General features: G+C 45.3%; 16 protein-coding genes and 1 riboswitch. Of the genes, 12 read left to right on the top strand and 4 right to left on the bottom strand.

Annotation, left to right across the window (positions count from 1 at the left end; all coding sequences use genetic code 11):
• Window position 1: 1 nt before the first annotated feature.
• Both PPM_RS13460 and PPM_RS13455 read left to right on the top strand, forming a co-directional pair.
• A complete protein-coding gene (locus PPM_RS13460; protein ID WP_007432526.1) occupies window positions 2-700 on the top strand; it encodes a response regulator transcription factor in 699 nt (232 codons plus the stop codon).
• Entirely contained in the window at window positions 697-2,127 is a 1,431-nt protein-coding gene (locus tag PPM_RS13455; RefSeq protein WP_013371442.1) for a sensor histidine kinase, read from the top strand. Before PPM_RS13460 ends, PPM_RS13455 begins: the two co-directional genes overlap by 4 nt.
• Before the next feature lie 80 nt (window positions 2,128-2,207).
• On the opposite strand, the gene PPM_RS13450 is transcribed toward PPM_RS13455, so the two are convergent.
• Window positions 2,208-3,434, bottom strand: a complete 1,227-nt coding sequence (locus tag PPM_RS13450) for a glucose-1-phosphate adenylyltransferase (protein WP_013371441.1) — start codon at window positions 3,432-3,434, stop codon at window positions 2,208-2,210.
• Window positions 3,435-3,670: 236 nt separating this feature from the next.
• On the opposite strand from PPM_RS13450, the gene glgB reads away from it, so the two are divergent.
• Complete coding sequence (glgB, locus tag PPM_RS13445) at window positions 3,671-5,596, top strand: 1,4-alpha-glucan branching protein GlgB (RefSeq protein WP_013371440.1); 1,926 nt, start codon at window positions 3,671-3,673, stop codon at window positions 5,594-5,596.
• Between the two features lie 21 nt (window positions 5,597-5,617).
• Entirely contained in the window at window positions 5,618-7,060 is a 1,443-nt protein-coding gene (glgA, locus tag PPM_RS13440) for a glycogen synthase GlgA (RefSeq protein ID WP_013371439.1), read from the top strand.
• A gap of 88 nt (window positions 7,061-7,148) precedes the next feature.
• Here glgA and PPM_RS13435 read toward each other — a convergent pair whose 3' ends face one another.
• Window positions 7,149-8,219: a hypothetical protein gene (locus tag PPM_RS13435; protein WP_013371438.1), complete on the bottom strand. Its 1,071-nt coding sequence runs from the start codon at window positions 8,217-8,219 to the stop codon at window positions 7,149-7,151.
• A gap of 39 nt (window positions 8,220-8,258) precedes the next feature.
• Window positions 8,259-9,437, bottom strand: coding sequence for a M20 family metallopeptidase (locus PPM_RS13430; RefSeq protein ID WP_013371437.1), 1,179 nt, complete (start codon window positions 9,435-9,437; stop codon window positions 8,259-8,261).
• Window positions 9,438-9,585: 148 nt separating this feature from the next.
• Here PPM_RS13430 and PPM_RS13425 point away from each other — a divergent pair, with 148 nt between their 5' ends.
• The 3 genes from PPM_RS13425 (at window position 9,586) to PPM_RS13415 (ending at window position 12,844) form a co-directional block, all read left to right on the top strand.
• Entirely contained in the window at window positions 9,586-11,049 is a 1,464-nt protein-coding gene (locus PPM_RS13425) for an ABC transporter substrate-binding protein/permease (RefSeq protein WP_013371436.1), read from the top strand.
• Complete coding sequence (locus tag PPM_RS13420; protein ID WP_013371435.1) at window positions 11,036-11,758, top strand: amino acid ABC transporter ATP-binding protein; 723 nt, start codon at window positions 11,036-11,038, stop codon at window positions 11,756-11,758. Before PPM_RS13425 ends, PPM_RS13420 begins: the two co-directional genes overlap by 14 nt.
• 243 nt (window positions 11,759-12,001) lie before the next feature.
• Window positions 12,002-12,169, top strand: a riboswitch (cyclic di-AMP (ydaO/yuaA leader).
• A 6-nt stretch (window positions 12,170-12,175) separates the two neighbouring features.
• Window positions 12,176-12,844, top strand: coding sequence for a 3D domain-containing protein (locus tag PPM_RS13415; RefSeq protein ID WP_013371434.1), 669 nt, complete (start codon window positions 12,176-12,178; stop codon window positions 12,842-12,844).
• A 197-nt stretch (window positions 12,845-13,041) separates the two neighbouring features.
• Here the strand turns inward: PPM_RS13415 and PPM_RS13410 are convergent, their stop codons facing one another.
• Window positions 13,042-13,848 carry a polysaccharide deacetylase family protein gene (locus tag PPM_RS13410; RefSeq protein ID WP_013371433.1) on the bottom strand — a complete coding sequence of 269 codons (807 nt, stop codon included), beginning with the start codon at window positions 13,846-13,848 and terminating at the stop codon, window positions 13,042-13,044.
• Between the two features lie 303 nt (window positions 13,849-14,151).
• Between PPM_RS13410 and PPM_RS13405 the strand changes: the two genes are divergently transcribed.
• From PPM_RS13405 to PPM_RS13385, 5 genes are all read left to right on the top strand, one after another.
• Complete coding sequence (locus PPM_RS13405; protein WP_013371431.1) at window positions 14,152-15,174, top strand: NADH:flavin oxidoreductase/NADH oxidase; 1,023 nt, start codon at window positions 14,152-14,154, stop codon at window positions 15,172-15,174.
• An 86-nt stretch (window positions 15,175-15,260) separates the two neighbouring features.
• The gene (locus PPM_RS13400; RefSeq protein ID WP_013371430.1) at window positions 15,261-15,929 is read left to right on the top strand and encodes a PspA/IM30 family protein; all 669 of its coding nucleotides are present in this window, start codon (window positions 15,261-15,263) and stop codon (window positions 15,927-15,929) included.
• A gap of 129 nt (window positions 15,930-16,058) precedes the next feature.
• Entirely contained in the window at window positions 16,059-16,466 is a 408-nt protein-coding gene (locus PPM_RS13395) for a DUF350 domain-containing protein (RefSeq protein WP_013371429.1), read from the top strand.
• 24 nt (window positions 16,467-16,490) lie between these two features.
• The gene (locus PPM_RS13390; protein ID WP_043885983.1) at window positions 16,491-16,997 is read left to right on the top strand and encodes a DUF4178 domain-containing protein; all 507 of its coding nucleotides are present in this window, start codon (window positions 16,491-16,493) and stop codon (window positions 16,995-16,997) included.
• A 13-nt stretch (window positions 16,998-17,010) separates the two neighbouring features.
• Window positions 17,011-17,766, top strand: a complete 756-nt coding sequence (locus PPM_RS13385) for a DUF4247 domain-containing protein (RefSeq protein ID WP_013371427.1) — start codon at window positions 17,011-17,013, stop codon at window positions 17,764-17,766.
• The last annotated feature ends 97 nt before the right edge of the window (window positions 17,767-17,863 follow it).

Raw genomic sequence — 17,863 nt, 5'->3', positions numbered from 1 at the left:
AGTGAGTAAAGTTTTAATCATGGAAGACGAGGAATCTATCCGTAGCTTTATCGTCATTAACTTGAAACGTAACGGCTTTGAGGTGTTGGAGGCGTCAGAAGGACACGAGGCTTTGAATATTTTGAATACGGTGCGGGATATCGATATTGCGTTACTTGACGTGATGGTGCCGGGCATGGATGGTTTTGAGGTTTGTCGGAGAATTCGGGAAACGAATGAGCGTATTGGCATTATCTTTCTGACAGCCAAGGTACAGGAACAGGATAAGGTGTATGCCTTGTCTGTAGGGGCTGATGACCATGTGAGCAAGCCTTTCAGCCCGACAGAGCTGATTGCACGTATTCAATCGTTATTGCGTCGGGTGAATGTACATCGTGAAACAGCAGCCAAGGTGTCCTTCCAGTCCGGTCCGTTCACGCTGGATTTGATAGCTAAGCAATTTAAGAAAAACGGGCAGCTGATCGAGCTGACACCGACAGAGTTTTCCCTGATTCAGTTTTTTCTCGAAAAGGAAAATACGCCGCTCAGCCGGGATGTTCTGCTTGACCACGTATGGGGCAAGGAATATATGGGCGATCCGAAAATTGTAGATGTGAACATCCGACGTCTGCGGCAGAAAATTGAAAACAATCCATCCGAGCCGGCTTTCTTACAAACCGTATGGGGACATGGATACAAATGGAAAGGTCAGTCTCAATGATCAAAAAGGGAATTCGCCGACAGATTGTGCTTCACTATTTTTTCGTAGTGTTTTTGGCGCTTCTGTTAGTAGAAGTCATTTTTATGTTTGCACTCCGGTCATATTATTATGACACTATTTATAAAAAGATCGAGAACCGTATCCAATCGGTAAGTGAATTTGCATCCAAATTCAAGGAGCCGGAACAATCATTACAATCGTATTTGTTGGATACATTTTCACTGCCCAACACTGAATTGCAATTGCTAGATGAACAGGGAAATGTAATTGATAACTCGACAAATTTTGCTGCGGATCTAAGTGTGCAAACCAGTGATGTGACACAAGCTTTAGCTGGAGATACAGGCAAATGGATCGGTAAACAACCGAGTACGGGGCAACAGGTAATGGCGGTATCTCAAAAACTGGACAATATTGTCGGGGATCAGGTGTATATAATCCGGTATACGACTTCGTTGGAATTAGTAAATGACAAGTTATTCATCATTACATTATTTTCGGTGGGAATCATGGCAGCTGTATTGATTATTGTATTTGTAGTGAGTACAGGGCTTGCCAATTCCATTGTCAGACCGATTAACAATATTCGCGATGTATCTGCTCAGATGGCGCAGGGTCGATTTGATGCACGTATCAAAGGCGATTATCGCTATGAACTGGGTGAACTGGCATCGACGTTGAACTACATGGCACAGGAAATTGTCAGAACCAATCAAATCAAGGATGATTTTATTTCTTCCATTTCTCATGAGCTGCGTACTCCGCTTACTTCCATTAAGGGCTGGAGTGAAACGTTAAATTCTGGCGGATATGACCCGGAAGAGACCAAGATCGGAATGCAGATTATTTCTAAGGAAACGGACCGGCTGATTGGCTTGGTGGAGGAAATTCTCGATTTTTCCAAACTAGAACAAAATGCCATGAAGCTTGTGATGGGAACAGTTGATCTTCGAGAGCTTTTGCAGGAAATTATGCTGAACGTATGGGCCAAGGCAGAAATGAAGCAGATTAAGCTCCAACTGGATTCCGAGGAAACGGCATACCTTGTTCATGGAGACGGTAACCGTCTGAAACAGGTGTTTTTGAACATTGTAGATAATGCCATCAAATTTTCGCATGAGAGCTCGATTATTTATCTGTCTCTTCAACGTGTTAAGGGCAATATCGAGATATCGGTACAGGATACAGGGATTGGGATTAGTGAAGAAAATCTTGCCAGAGTAAGAGATCGCTTTTTCCAGGTAGACCACCAAAATGGGGGGACTGGACTGGGATTGGCAATCTCGCAACAGTTTGTTGAGCGTCATCACGGGCAGATGCTCATTAGAAGTGAATTGGGAGCTGGAACCACCATTACGGTTTCATTGCCTGCTCTGCAAGCAGAGCCATCGGTGGAACCACCACAACTCTCGGAAGGGCAGATTTAAAGTTAAATGTAAGATGTAACCATAAAAACAGCCAGTCCTCACCATAATGGAGGGCTGGCTGTTTGAAATTTAGGGGAGAGTTATGAAGTAAAGCCTTCTGCACGCAAGCGTGTGTTACGCTCATAGGCTTCTTTTAGCATACGTGTAGTTTGTGGCCGTACTGCCATTTTGCCAAATACTGTTTCATTGGGTCCGATAACCACAATTTCGCTCGGATTACCTTTAATAACAGCACCGTCACGAATCACAGCACCTTCACCGATAATTGCGTGCTCAATATGCACGTTGCGCCCAATACGTGTGTCAGGCATAACGATACTTTCCTTGATGGAAGAGCCTTTTCCCACCTCGACGCCGCTAAACACTACGGAGCGCTCAATTTGGCCTTCGACTTGGCAGGAATCATGCAGGAGGCTGTCCAATGAATGCATTTTACGACCAGATACCTTTTGCGCGCTCAGCCTTGTGCGGCGTTCACGTGTATACATTGGCCAGTCTTGACGCTGAAGGTCAATCGCGCAATTTTCTTGCAGCAAGTCCATGTGGGAGTCCCATAGGCTTTTAACTGTACCTACGTCTTTCCAGTAACCCTGGAATTCATAAACGTATAGTGATTCTTGGTCTGCCAGCATTTTAGGTATGATATCTTTGCCAAAATCATGACTGGATTGAGGATCCTGTGCGTCTTCCAGTAGATAATTTCTTAAGTAATCCCATTTGAAAAGGTAAATCCCCATAGAGGCCAAATTACTTTCCGGTTTCTCCGGCTTCTCTGCGAATTCAGTGACGCGCAGATCTTCATCGGCGCTCATAACACCAAAACGGTGTGCTTCATCCCAAGGAACCTCCATGACAGAAATGGTTGCCGCAGCTCCTTTTTCCTTATGGTAGTTCAGCATCTCGCCATAATTCATATAGTAAATATGGTCACCAGATAAAATAAGCACATGCTCTGGATTTTGGCTGTCAATATATTCGATATTCTTATGAATAGCATCTGCCGTTCCTAAGTATTCAGCGTTACCTGTATTATAAGATGGAAGCAGGGTAATTCCTTTGTCATCCGTTTTTGTAAGGCCCCATGGAGTTCCATCCCCAATATGTTCGTGCAAGGATTCTGCCTCATATTGCGTCAGTACACCTACAGTATCAATGTTTGAATTTACGCAATTACTGAGAGGAAAATCGATGATCCGGTAATGACCGCCAAAAGGTACGGCGGGTTTTGCAATCGTTGAAGTAAGGGGAGCAAGACGGCGTCCCTCTCCGCCTGCCAGCAGCATGGCAATGCATTCTTTATTAAACATTTCGTTTCCCTCCCGGTTTAGTTGTCTGTTGTAGTACATACATAAACGGTATGGGGTACTCTTGAAACCATCAGGTATATAAGATTCCCCAAAAACTAAGGTTTATTTTTTTCCTAGTCATTTTTCTGTTCATTGTGGCTAGAATGGGGTAATAACTCAGGTCAGCTTTGACCCAAAAGCGAATGCATTACCGATTCATACATTTTTACTTACAAACATAAAAGGGTGGTGACGTGATGACAGACCAAACTCTTCCGCAACAGACTATCTCATCGGAAGATATTTATTTGTTTCATGAAGGAACGCTTTATCACAGCTACCGATCTTTGGGTTCCCACCTTACTGTGGAGAACGGAGAACAGGGCGTTCGTTTTACGGTCTGGGCTCCTCATGCTCTCCATGTCGGGCTTGCTACAGATCGCAACAACTGGAATGGGGAACAGGATTCCTTATATAGGGTTCCCAAATCCGGTTTTTGGAGTCGTTTTTTTCCGAGGATATCCCAAGGAACATTTTACAAATACGACATTACAGGTCCAAATGGTGAACGATTTCTGAAAGCAGATCCTTACGCCGTACGTGCTGAAGTGAGACCGGCTACGGCTTCAGTGGTATCTTCATTGGATGGTTATGTTTGGAACGATGCAGCTTGGCGCCGTAAACGTAGAGCACCTTATGGTAAACCTCTACATATATACGAGCTTCATCTAGGCACTTGGAAGCAAAAAGCAGATGGTACGTTTTATACATACAGGGAAATGGCTGAGCTTCTTGTGCCTTATGTAACTGATATGGGATATACACATATTGAGCTGATGCCGCTGAGTGAGCATCCGTATGATCTTTCCTGGGGCTACCAATTAACAGGATATTTTGCACTCACAAGCCGTTATGGTGAACCACATGATTTTATGTATTTAGTGGATCGTTGCCATCAGGCGGGAATTGGAGTGATTATGGATTGGGTTCCGGCTCATTTTGCCAAGGATGCTCATGGATTGAGACGGTTTGACGGATCGCCACTGTTCGAATACGCGGACCCGCTAATTGCTGAAAAGCCCGGTTGGGGAACCCTAACGTTCGATTATAGCAAGCCGGAAGTACGTTCTTTTCTGATCTCCAACGCATTGTTCTGGATGGATGTGTACCATATTGATGGTCTGCGTGTGGATGCGGTGACGAGCATGTTACGGCTGGATTTTGAAAAGCAGGAAGGACAATATTGTCTCAATTCCAAGGGAGGGATTGAAAATGAGGAGGCTATCGCCTTCCTTCAACAGCTGAATGAGACGGTATTCCGCTATTATCCATATGCACTCATGATGGCAGAGGAGTCCAGCGCTTGGCCGATGGTGACCTCCCCAGTAAGCGATGGAGGGCTCGGTTTTAATTACAAATGGAATATGGGTTGGATGAACGATACACTTGATTATATGGAATCGGAGTTTGATCAACGACCCGAACGCCATAATTTGCTGACATTTCCCATAGCCTATGCATACAGCGAAAATTTTACACTGCCATTGTCGCATGATGAGGTTGTTCATGGTAAGAAGTCGCTGCTTGATAAAATGCCGGGCACCTATGAACAAAAATTTGCCGGACTACGGGCACTCCTTGGCTACCAAATGACCTCACCAGGTAAAAAGCTCTTATTCATGGGAGGGGAATTTGGCCAGTTTATTGAATGGAAGGATGAGGATCAGCTTGACTGGTTTTTGCTGGACTATGACAGTCATCGGTCTTTGCACACATATTCGAAAGCACTGAATCATTTATATCTTCAGGAGAAAGCATTATGGGAATTGGACCATTCGTGGGACGGCTATCAATGGATTGAAGCTGAAGACCGAGGGCAGAGTGTGATTACGTATTTACGTAAAGGCAAAAAAACGGGGGATACACTGGTTGTCCTTATTAATTTTCAGCCTGTGCAAAGAGAAAATTATCGAATTGGGTTGCAAAAGGCAGGAAGCTATATGGAATTGCTGAACAGCGATCATAAGGACTTTGGGGGAAGTGGTCAGGTAAACTCCGGAGCGATACGTACTTCCAAAATCCCTTACCACGGACAGCTTCACAGCTTGGAGGTGACTATTCCACCCCTAAGCATCGTTATACTCAAGAAGACACCACCACGTAGATCTAAAAAAGCAGATTGACCACATAAGGAGGAAGCACATATGAACATTTTGTTTGCGGCAGCAGAAGCACATCCATTTATTAAAACAGGCGGGTTGGCTGATGTTATTGGCGCACTGCCAAAGGCACTTCATCAGGCAGGGTGTGACGTCCGAATCATCTTACCTAAATATGCGGGTATTCCCGATACCTATAAGAAGTCTCTGCGTCCGGTAACGGTCAAGCATGTAGCTGTAGGCTGGCGTGATCAATATTGTGGAGTAGAGGAGCTGACGTTGGACGGGATCAGGGTTTATTTTATAGATAATGAATATTACTTCGGTCGTGACGGTATTTACGGTTATATGGATGATGGCGAACGCTTCTCCTTCTTCAACCGGGCGATTTTGGAAGTGCTGCCTGAACTGAATTTTCGGCCAGATATTGTGCATTGTCATGACTGGCATACGGCGATGGTTCCGCTACTTCTGAATGCCGATTATCGACATTTGCCCTTTTACAACGATATTCGCACGGTGTTTACGATACATAATCTGTTGTATCAGGGTGATTTTCCATATGAGGTCTTAACGGAGCTGCTTAACTTGGATGGAAGCTATTTTACCCCCGAGGGTGTGGAGTATTATGGCAGACTGAACTTTATGAAAGGTGGGCTTACTTACTCGGATCATGTCACGACCGTGAGTCCAACCTATGCAGAGGAAATTCAAACTGAATTTTACGGATACGGACTGGAGGGTCTACTTCGTAAATTAGGACAGCAGGGACGCTTAACGGGGATTGTGAATGGAATTGACACCCAAAGCTACAATCCTGCCACAGACAATCGTATTTATACGAAATACCGCACAAGTCTGGCAAAGAAAAAGGAAAATAAAATTGCTCTACAAAAGGAGCTGGGTTTGCCGGTGCGTCCGGACGTACCTATGATTGCCATGGTAACCCGGCTTGTGGATATGAAGGGGCTAGATCTGGTAACGAGAGTGCTTGACGAAATTTTGTATTATGATGATATTCAGTTTGTCGTGCTGGGAACAGGGGACCCGGCTTTTGAGCACTGGTTCCGGGAAGCAGCGGGACGATATCCTCTGAAAATGTCAGCGCAGCTTACTTTTAGCGAACCACTGTCACGAAAAATATATGCGGCAAGTGACATGTATCTTATGCCATCGAGGTTTGAGCCTTGTGGGATTAGTCAACTGCTGGCGCTTCGTTATGGAAGTATCCCCATCGTGCGAGAAACTGGAGGGCTGAACGATACTGTGCAGGCTTACAATGAATCCACAGGTGAAGGTAACGGTTTTAGTTTCACGAACTACAATGCACATGACATGCTGCATACCATTCGTCGTGCTGTTCATTACTATCGTCAACCTGAGCATTGGAACAAGCTTACACAGACGGCCTTTGCAGGAGAGTACAGTTGGGATGTATCGGCCGAGGCGTATATGGATATTTACCGTTCGCTAGCAAAGACCGATTAAACAGCACATAAATACCATATTTATGCTAATGAAAAAGGGAACTCCTTTAGCCATGGTTTGGCTGAGGAATTCCCTTTTTTGTTGCTGGTCAGTCGCCCCCGCCACCACAGCTGCTTCCACACGAAGACCCGCTGCTACACGAGGAATGGCTCCCGGAATCGCCTGAATCGTGGTGAGAAGAGCCTCCACCATGAGAACTGTCATGGGAGGAATGATGGTGCGAGTGGTGTGTATCCCAGTTCGAGCAGCCGCTTGCGGAGCTACAGCCGGATGAGCTGGCTAGTACGGCACTGTTTGTAGAATCTGGGTGCATGTGTATGGCAAATTGTTCAGGTTGATACCATGAATACCACACAACAGCCAATAGCAGATAGTCAACCTGCAAATAGTTGACCTTGGGTAGCTGCTTGCCCTCTGGATCATTTACAGCTTTATTTACCCGCTCACGGAGGTGTTGGATTATCTTATAAACCGCTTGTTGTGCTTGCTGTGAAATGTCTACATTTTCATGGGAATTCCATCGGTCACCTATTGGCTGCGTCGAAGCTGTCAGTTTGTAATAGTGTGAAAGCTCATCGTTCGGTAGCGGATGATTAAAAAAAGTTCCCCACAAACTGGCACTATAACGATTCCAACCAAAGCATTCCACATACAACCAGTCAAACCACGCCCGCTCCTCTGGCATCGGCTGAGAGCCGCCCGAATGGGGTGCATGGTGAAGCATACGACCAAAAAATGCTTCGGAGAATTGCTGGTATTCGCGCGTAAACATTAACATTTCGTGCCATAGTTCATCCACATCATTACTGAACATAGGCACCCGATTCATAATCGCGCATAGCATGAAGTATCGTTTTAGCTCATGCCAGCGCCAATTATATTCTTGCTCCGTCAGACTAGGATGGGCGTCCATGACACGTTGCTTTACGTTATGAGCATAGGAGGCTGGAATGGATCGCTCCAGCAGCTCCTTCAGCTCCGTAATCTCTCGATGACGCTCTTGCGTGAGTGACGAAGGAGACGGAGAGCTAAGGAAAAATGCATTCCGGCGCCGCGTGCTTCTGTTTCCACGATTCCTGCGTATAGCACGAAATATGAACCAAAAAATGATGAGAGCAACCACAATAAACAACGTCCAAAAGCTAGTCATACTATTCATAATGGCACTCCTTTCTAAAAGAAGACGGCATTTCCGATTTTAGCTTTTGCTATTCAGTAGAGCGAATTCTTTTTTAATCTGTGCCAGCAGCTCAGAATTTGTGATTACATCGCAAGCCGTCCATGCCAAGGTTCTCGCGGCCAAGAGCATTCCTTCCATTGCGCGGTCCTGCATTGCTAAATCGCGGAATTCTGGTGTATGCAAGGCATGCTTCTCGTCAATAACTTGAATGTACGGGTGGATCGCAGGGCAATGAAGTGATACATTTCCGATATCCATAGAGCCATGATCTTCACCCTCCGTAATATCTTCTTGCGCAATGCCAGCCTGCACCAAATTTGCGGTAAAGGTGTCGGAGAGTACACGATTAGTCACCATTTCATCGTAAGAAGTCTCATAATTGGAAGTTTCCAAACGACACCCGGCTTGTAAAGCAGCTCCTTCAGCAATTTGAACAACACGGCGGGTAAGCGGGTTCAGCTCTTGGCGTGTAGCGGCCCTCACGTAAAATTGGGCTGAGGCGTAATCAGGAATAATATTGGCAGCCTGCCCACCCTGATTAATGATGCCATGGATACGTACCGTACTTTTCACCTGTTGCCGAAATGCGTTAATCCCGTTAAACGTTTGAATCACAGCGTCCAAAGCATTAATCCCTTCGTGCGGACTGGCCGCAGCGTGAGCGGATTGACCAAAAAATTCGAACTGCACAGCATCAATCGCTAGCGATTTGCCTGATTTTTCGTAGCGGTCAAAGGGATGTGTCATCATAGCTATATCGCAATCATCAAACAACCCGGCCGCCGCCATCGGAACCTTTGCACCGCGTGTTTCTTCGGCAGGTGTGCCGTATACACGTACTTCTCCACCAGTCTCGTCGATAATCGATTTGAGACCTACGGCAGCGCCTGTACTCATCATACATATCAAATGGTGCCCACAGGCGTGTCCTAGCCCTTTCAGAGCGTCGTATTCTGCCAGAAAAGCAATGATTGGTCCAGGCTTGGTTGCTTTGTAAGTAGCAATAAAGGCTGTTTCTATACCCAATACGGGTGCCTGAACTTCAAATCCGTGAAAAGCAAGTTCATCTTTTAAACGGGCAGAGGCCAAGAATTCCTCGTTTCCAAGTTCAGGGTTTGCGCCAATATATAACGAAATGTCCTTAAACCGCTGGGCATGCTGTTCAATGGTGTGTTGAATGGTCTGTTTGAAATTCATGCTAAAAACTCCTTTATATATGCTGTAATGTAGGTACTGCGATAGATATACTAAAATTGTACTATAACATTCATTGCATAATCATGCATATTCATTTATAATGACACAATCTTATTTATTATAAAGAATTTAAGGAGAGAAAAAAAGATTGAAAAAGGCATATCGTTTTACCGCCCTGGTTTTGTCGGCGGTTATCTTACTGTTGGCTGGTCTTCCCATGCTCACTGCATACGGATCGGAAGAAAAGCCACAGAAAAAACTTGTAGTGGGCATGAGTGCTGACTTTCCGCCGTATGAGTTTCATAAAGTTATTAACGGTCAGGATACCATTGTTGGGTTTGATGTTGAAATTGCCAAGGAAATCGCCAAGGATCTGAATGCGGAGATGGTCCCAGAGGACATGAGTTTTGACTCTTTGCTGCCTGCTCTGCAAAGTGGTCGCGTAGACTTGGTACTGTCCGGTATGACACCGACGGATGAACGCAGAAAGAGCATTGATTTTTCGGATGTATACTATCGTTCCAAGCAAGTCATTATGGTACGTCCAGAGGATAAAGACAAATATTCAACGATGGCTGCTCTAAAAGGAGAGAAGCTCGGTGCGCAGAAGGGGAGTATCCAGGAAGAAATTGCGCAAAAAGTGCCTAATGCTTCTGTGACCTCATTGGATAAAATATCCGATCTGGTACTCCAGCTTCGGACCAACCGTATCAACGCGGTTGTAATCGAGGATACCGTTGCTAAAGGATACACACTAGACGGTACCGTAACACTTGCCAAGGCAGTACCTGAGGATGAAGGAGCAGAAACTGCTGTAGGCATTCGTAAAGGAAATGCGGAATTGCTTGCTTCAGTAAATAAAACGTTGGCTCGCCTGAAAGCAGACGGTTCGATTGAGAAGTTTTCTACAGAAGCAAGTGCACTGTCTGCAGACCGACAAGTTTCTTCGAATAGCATTGTAGATATATTTTTGAAATATCGCAGTTTCTACGCTACGGGTATCGGCTACACCCTATTGCTGTCTGCGCTTGGAGTACTGTTCGGATTCATTATTGGTCTGATCATATCCTTGCTGCGGATGAGTGGGATTCGTATTATCGAGTGGTTAGGTACCGCATATGTAGAGATACTGCGCGGCACACCTATGCTGGTGCAGCTCATGATCATTCATTACGGAGTTGCTTTGACGTTGGGGGTTAATTTTACGCCACTTCAGTCCGGTATAATTACGTTGTCTCTGAATAGTTCGGCATATTTGGCTGAAATTTTCCGTGCTGGTATTCAGGCAGTAGACCGTGGACAGATGGAAGCTGCCCGCTCGCTCGGGATGGGACGAGGCAAAGCAATGCGTCATGTCATTTTACCGCAAGCATTTAAATCTATATTGCCTGCTATTGGTAATGAGTTCATTACGATCATTAAAGAATCATCAATTATTTCGACCATTGGGATGGTGGATATTATGTATCAAGCCCAGGTCATTAAGAATATTACCTACGAAGGCTTGAGTCCGTTCGTAATCGCAGCCGCCATTTATTTTGTAATGACATTCAGCTTATCTAAGCTGTTGGGTTTATGGGAAAGGAAGTTGAGAGCCAGTGATCACCGTTAAACAACTGCGTAAATCATTCGGTAAGAATGAAATTTTAAAAGGCATTGATATAGATATCGCCAAAGGTGAAGTAGTCGTCATTATCGGTCCGAGTGGTTCAGGAAAAAGTACGTTTTTGCGTTGTATGAATCTGTTGGAACAGCCAACAGAAGGGGAAATTTTGTTTGAGGGTGAGCCGATTACGGCCCGTGGTCATAATATTAATGCGACTCGGGAGAAGATGGGGATGGTTTTCCAGCATTTTAATCTGTTTCCGCATAAAACAATACTGCAGAATCTGACGCTTGCACCAACGCAGGTGAAAAAGCAGTCGGGGAAAGAAGCGGAGAAAATTGCGCTGGAGCTCCTGCGGACCGTGGGTCTTGAGGATAAGAAGAATACCTACCCGAACCAGTTATCTGGCGGTCAAAAACAACGTATTGCGATAGCACGTGCTTTGGCCATGCAGCCGCACGTAATGCTGTTCGATGAGCCTACTTCTGCTCTTGACCCTGAAATGGTTGGAGAGGTTCTGGACGTGATGAAGAAGCTCGCTGAGGGCGGCATGACGATGGTGATCGTGACGCATGAAATGGGCTTTGCCCGTGAGGTAGGGGATCGAATCATCTTTATGGACAACGGTCAAATTATAGAACAAGGTACGCCTGAGCAAGTATTCGGTACTCCAAGCCATGACCGTACCCGTGATTTTCTTGCTAAAGTGCTGTAAGAAAATGCTTTTATGAAATATTAACAAAGCCCTCTCGTGATGATGTTTCACGGAGGGCTTTTCTCTTTTTGTCACCATATCTCCATATTTTCGTAACAGAAAACGGATTCTTGATGACAAAATTGTAATGAGTATAGTATGATATTCAAGGTTACCAACATTTTCATGCAGATAAGGTTACAAAATTGTGATATTATGCAGTGAGCCAAAACTTACCGGGGCAGCAGTAATGATAATAAATACTCAGGTGCTGGGCTCAAACCATGGGAAGTGCGGGGGACGTAACAACGGCAATGATTCCAATGCATCATAAGATGTTGTGGATATGCCTAGGGGTGAATTGCACAAGCATAGGGCTTCTCCTGAGTCCGAATCCGACAGCTAACTTCGCAGGCATAACAGAGGAGGTACATATCTTTGAAACATTTAAAACATATTGGACAAACTATGAAATTTGCGGTGCTTGCTGCAGCTATTGCAGGGCTGGCACAGACAGCTGGAGTAGCAGATGCTGCTTCGCTTCATACTGCCAAAGAAGGCGATACCTTCTTTTTGCTTGCTCAACGTTATGGGGTATCAGTAGATGAGTTGACGAAGGCTAACCCGGATATTGCGTCCAACAACATATATGCAGGTCTGCAAATTAAAGTGCCAGACGAAAAAAGTGTAAAGGCGGCTTCGGATTCGAAGCCACAGCTTCTTACAGAGAAAGCACCAGCGAATGAGAAGCCAACAATTGAAGCATGGGGCAAAACATTCAATTACAGTAAAGTAGTTGATGTTAAAGCTACAGCATATTCTGCCGCAGCTGATGAAAATGGCAAATGGGGTGCGGTCGATTATTACGGCAATCCGCTTAAGCTAGGTACAATTGCGGTAGACCCGAAAGTCATTCCTATGGGAACAAAGGTGCTAGTTACAGGTTATTCCCATCCCGGATTGCCAGATCATTCTTTTGTGGCCGTTGCCCGTGATCAGGGCAGTGCTATTACCGGAAAGCGGATTGATATCTTTATCCCTGGCAATAAATCATTCGTGAACGACTTCGGCTTCCAGAATGTGAAACTGTACGTCATTGATAAATAGCATTGTGCTTATGTATGATTTGATTAAACATAATATAAGTTATGTAAACTTGATCTATCATACAACATATAACTGGGACGACTTTTTATTAGGCCCGGTCGTTTATCGCTAAAAAAGGCTGTCTTACAAGCAGAAGCATTCTGCTCGTTAAGGCAGCCTTTTTACGTTGTTGGTATATTTGAAGCTTAGACATACTGTTATTTTCGTTCCGATGTGTGAAGTAGCCGGGGGACAGTGACAAATTTGTAGCCCTTAGCTTTTAGAGAGTGGATTAGACCCGGCAAAGCTTGGACAGTGCCTTGCAAGTTGGAACTTTGACCTCCACCTGCATGCATTAAAATAATGGAGCCAGGTCTGGTAGCCGGGATCACGTTGCGCTGAATTTGTGTTTTGCTTAATCCCTTCCAGTCTAGAGAGTCCACATTCCAATTGACGATCATGTACCCATGACGACGTGCCCACTGGATTTGAGGCTCCGTGATTTCACCATAGGGTGGTCGTATCAATCTGGGTCGAAAACCTATGCTGGCTTCTAAAATGCGTTCTGTTTTTGTAATCTGGTGGCGAAAACGTTCTGGTGTGGCCTTCCTGAAATCCGGATGAGTATAGGAATGGTTTCCTATAGCATGACCTTCGCGGATGATGCGGCGTATGATCCCCGGATGCTTTTCCGCACGGTGGCCGACGATAAAAAAGGTAGCTTTGATACCGTTTGCGTGTAATACGTCCAAAACCTGCGGCGTATACCTTGAATCGGGCACATCATCAAAGGTTAAGGCAATTTGGCGGGTGTGCGGGCCGCACATTTTAAAAATGTCCGCATGCTTTTTTCGTAGCATCGCTAATGTTGGAGTAGCTCGATCTTTACTTTGATATACCGAAGTAGCGGCAGCAGCTTCCTTGGGATGGGGCGTTCCGATGTTAGGAGGCGTGTCCGCGTGAACGGGAAAACTTGAAAATGCTAGTAACAGTGCTAAACATGGCAACACTCCCCTGTACCGCATTTGTATTCCCCCTTTCCGTGCAGTGGTACCTAGTGGTGCTCTCAGCTATTATGTACCTGTCCTATTAAAATTATGCTGGTGATTGAGTGAAGCCCTACACGGCTGAAGAGAAGTACATCATGAAGCGGGTATCCGTGAAGATGACGAAGTAAACGTACATTTTCTCTTAAACATGACCGAAAACTGAAGCATTTTCGCAAGTTTTAGCCTTACAAAGGATTCGGTATACCGTGACAGCTGGTGTATAATGGGGATGCTATTCATAATGATACATACTTGGAATTGAGGGAAGGATGGATAAAAGTGACCGACTTGTTTACTCCTTATCAATTAAAGGGGCTTTCATTAAAAAATCGGATTGTCATGCCCCCAATGTGCCAATACAGCGTGGAGGCCAAGGACGGCAAACCGACGGATTGGCATTATGTCCATTATGTGAGTCGCGCGGTAGGAGGGACTGGGCTCATAATTGTGGAAATGACAGCGGTTCATCCGGATGGACGCATTACGGATCGTGATTTGGGCATTTGGAGTGACGAACATAATCCTGCATATCGCAAAATTGTAGAGGAAGTCCACAAGTATGGTGCCAAAATTGCCATTCAATTAGGCCATGCCGGACGCAAGGCCGAGGATGCTGAGACACCTGTAGGCCCGTCCTCGATCCCCTTTAGTGAACGCTTTAAAGATCCCCACACTTTGACGAGAGCAGAAGTCAAGGAACTGGTTCAGGCCTACAAAGAGGGGGCTCGCCGGGCGGTAGAAGCTGGTTTTGACACGGTAGAGATTCATGGTGCTCACGGCTATCTGATCCATCAATTTCATTCCCCTTTAACCAATACCAGAGAAGATGAATATGGGCAGGATTTGTCACTGTTTGGTGTTGAGGTGATCCGTGCTGTTAAAGAGGTACTTCCTGCTGATATGCCTGTGCTAATGCGGATATCTGCCAAAGAATATGTCCAAGACGGATATGATGTTGAATACATAGCAGCCATAGGGGAACGATATCGTGATGCAGGTGTAGACATTTTCCATATTTCTTCTGGTGGTGAGGGTCCGATAGGCTCCAGCGGAGGCCCGTCTGCGCGTGCTGGTTATCAGGTCGATTTGGCTCATACCATCCGTGAAAAATTGAATGTGCCTGTCATTGCTGTCGGCTTATTGGATGATTATGAGGATGCCCGCCGAGTCGTTCAGCAAAATGAAGCTGATCTGGTAGCCATAGGGCGTGCCATGCTGCGTGATCCCTATTGGGCGCTGCATGCTTCACGGGCGCTAAAAGTACAGGCAGATATCCCAGAGCCTTATCTACGCGGTTTTTAGATATTTTTGAAACCTCTTTGCAAAGCTTGCGTAAACATGTGTACAGAGCTTAAAATTTAAGCATTCAATTCTAGGAGGAACTTCACATGTCTATTTTCAAACGATTAAGAGATCTTACGATGTCTAACATTAACGCCATTATCGACAAGGCAGAAGATCCAGTTAAAATGACGGATCAATACATTCGTGATATGCAAGAGGATCTGGAAGACGCAGAGAAAGCGGTAGCCGCTCAAATTGCTATTGAAAAGAGATTCAAACAGCAATACGAAGAACAGGCAGCTTTGGTGAAAAAACGCGAAGAACAGGCTCATACGGCTGCAAAAGCACAAAATGTGGATCTTGCTCGTCGTGCGCTGGAAGAAAAGAAATCTGCCGAACAAAAAATGAACGAGTTCCAAGCTGGTTATGAGCAAAACAAAGCTGCAGCTGACAACCTGCGTGGTAAGCTGGATGAAATGCGTAGACAGCTGACTGAAATGAAAAACAAGCGCGAGACACTGGTTGCCCGTTATAACGCAGCTAAAGCGCAAACTGAAATTAACAAAGCTATGAACGGTTTTAGCTCGGATACGGCAACTGCTGGATTGAAGCGTATGGAGGAAAAAATGCTGCAAGCAGAAGCACGTGCTGAAGCGAGCAACGAAATGGCTTCCAAGGAAAAATCGCTGGATGAAGAGTTCAAAGAGCTGGATAAGAAAAGTGCTGTGGACGATGAACTTGCTGCTTTGCTGAAACAATACGAAAACAAATAAGAACTTTTAAGTATTGCCGCTAGTGTGATGGCTCAGTAAGCGAAGGAGAAACGTTTTCTCCTTCGCTTTTCCCTGCCTGGGGGCGTAAATTAATATATGTATTCAAGAAGATGTGGAGGATGGTAGCAAATGCATTTTTTAGAAACGATGAAAGCGATGCTGGTATGGACGGGCGCGGGTGCTATTTTGCTGTTCGTATTAATGTATGTCGATTCTTTATTTACAAAGTATAAGGATTTTGCCGAAGTAAAAGCCGGAAATATGGCCGTAACGGTACGGATGATTATGAAGCTGATTGCACAAGGATATATTTTATCAGGTTCAATTGCTACCGCTAATAATTTGCTCGAAGCGCTTGTGTATTCTGTGATTGCCTTTATTATCCTGCTTGTTTTAGAAGTGATTGTGCGCCTGCTGTTGCGGTATTGGGCACAGTTTGATCTGGATAAAGGTACCCAGGAAGGTAAAATTGGTTTCGGTCTGTTTTCGGGAGCGCTGCATTTGGTTGGTGCCTTAATCATTACAGCATGCTTCTAGGCAAAGTAAGGAGGGAATATGACCATGAGTGTATGGAAACGAATTTCAAATCTATTTGCCAAACCTGAACCGCCGAAAGCGGAAAAAAGCATGCTTCACTTAAATCCAGGGGATATTTGTGAGGTGTCGCTTGTCACCTATGAAGTGGTAGGTCGTGTACATAATCGTGCTCGGAATGCCGTTGTTTTGACGCTTCAGGATGGTAATCAAGTGAGTTATCTTCATATTGAGGAACGGGAAACACTGCAATTCGGGCTTTATCAGGCCATCGATGGCAGACTAGACAACCCGGAGGAAGTACCGACCATTTTAGAACTGGATGATATAACGTATCATTTGGAAGAACAGTATTTTGGGCATGTTACCGTTATGGGCCGTGCTCCTTTCCGGCAGGGTGGAGAGCAACATGTTTGGCAGTACCAGTCTGATGATTACCATCTATTGCGGGTAGAATGGCAGGACGGTCGCTTTATGCTTTATGAAGGAGAAGAAGTGATTACCGGAGACGTCAAGGTTATTCGGGCAAGCTAGGAGAGGGTTACACATGAGCAAACGCACCTGGCAATATGCATTAAAGGTCATTGTGGCGCTGAGCTTGTTCGTATCCGTGTTAAGCGGCTGCGGCGCGCCAAATGTGAAAGATACGTATCCGCTGGAATCCGTTAGTGGTAGCGGAAACTCGACCTCGTACGTGTATCGCGCAGCAGGCAAAACGGTTCCCGAAGTAGCGGAGGAATTGAAAGAACAGCGTACACCGGAACAAATGTCACCTCAGAGCAATGAGCGAATGTTTCTGGTATATAGTGATGAGTGGTACCATTTGCAGCAGGATCCAGCTAAGAAGGAAGACACACTCATTGAAATTGACAGTAAAAAGTATGTCGAGCAAAATTACAGTTCCAGCTTTCTAAAAGGATACTTAACTGCAACTGTGCTGGATGCTCTGTTCGATTCGTTGCGGGGGTCTGGCTCCTATCGAGGTTATTCGAGCAGAGATGTATACCGACCTTCACAAGGGCAATATCGTGCTCCAACAGCACAGGAGAAAAAAACGATCCCGCCGATAACGGTGGAGCGAAAAGGCTCAGTTACCCGTAGAGGGAAAAATTCGGATTCCAGCGTTGGATCAAGCGGGAGTTTATTCGATAGAGGCTCCAGCAGTTCACCGAGCAGAGGCTCGATTTCACGTGACCGAGGCAGCAGCGGCGGTTCCAGCATATTTGATTCGCCGCGCAAATCGTATAGTAAGCCTAAAACACGCAGCGGCTCAGGTAAAATTAGCCGGCGTAGTCGACGATAATGGTAATACTTTATATTCTTCTAAAGTTGTTTGCGGAACTGTGGAGCTGATGCACAGTTCCTTTTTTTGTTGTTTGATATAACCTACAGTGAATTGA

This window comes from Paenibacillus polymyxa M1 (assembly GCF_000237325.1).
Lineage (GTDB): Bacteria > Bacillota > Bacilli > Paenibacillales > Paenibacillaceae > Paenibacillus > Paenibacillus polymyxa_C.
This window is presented reverse-complemented; position numbering and strand designations above follow the sequence as displayed.

Excerpts from the sequence above, each read along its gene's own strand:
- glgB (WP_013371440.1), top strand. The coding sequence starts at position 3,671 with ATGACAGACCAAACTCTTCCGCAACAGACTATCTCATCGGAAGATATT.
- PPM_RS13390 (WP_043885983.1), top strand. The coding sequence starts at position 16,491 with ATGAGTGTATGGAAACGAATTTCAAATCTATTTGCCAAACCTGAACCG.
- PPM_RS13455 (WP_013371442.1), top strand. The coding sequence starts at position 697 with ATGATCAAAAAGGGAATTCGCCGACAGATTGTGCTTCACTATTTTTTC.
- PPM_RS13435 (WP_013371438.1), bottom strand. The coding sequence starts at position 8,219 with ATGAATAGTATGACTAGCTTTTGGACGTTGTTTATTGTGGTTGCTCTC.
- glgA (WP_013371439.1), top strand. The coding sequence starts at position 5,618 with ATGAACATTTTGTTTGCGGCAGCAGAAGCACATCCATTTATTAAAACA.
- PPM_RS13395 (WP_013371429.1), top strand. The coding sequence starts at position 16,059 with ATGCATTTTTTAGAAACGATGAAAGCGATGCTGGTATGGACGGGCGCG.
- PPM_RS13430 (WP_013371437.1), bottom strand. The coding sequence starts at position 9,437 with ATGAATTTCAAACAGACCATTCAACACACCATTGAACAGCATGCCCAG.
- PPM_RS13450 (WP_013371441.1), bottom strand. The coding sequence starts at position 3,434 with ATGTTTAATAAAGAATGCATTGCCATGCTGCTGGCAGGCGGAGAGGGA.
- PPM_RS13400 (WP_013371430.1), top strand. The coding sequence starts at position 15,261 with ATGTCTATTTTCAAACGATTAAGAGATCTTACGATGTCTAACATTAAC.
- PPM_RS13385 (WP_013371427.1), top strand. The coding sequence starts at position 17,011 with ATGAGCAAACGCACCTGGCAATATGCATTAAAGGTCATTGTGGCGCTG.
- PPM_RS13410 (WP_013371433.1), bottom strand. The coding sequence starts at position 13,848 with ATGCGGTACAGGGGAGTGTTGCCATGTTTAGCACTGTTACTAGCATTT.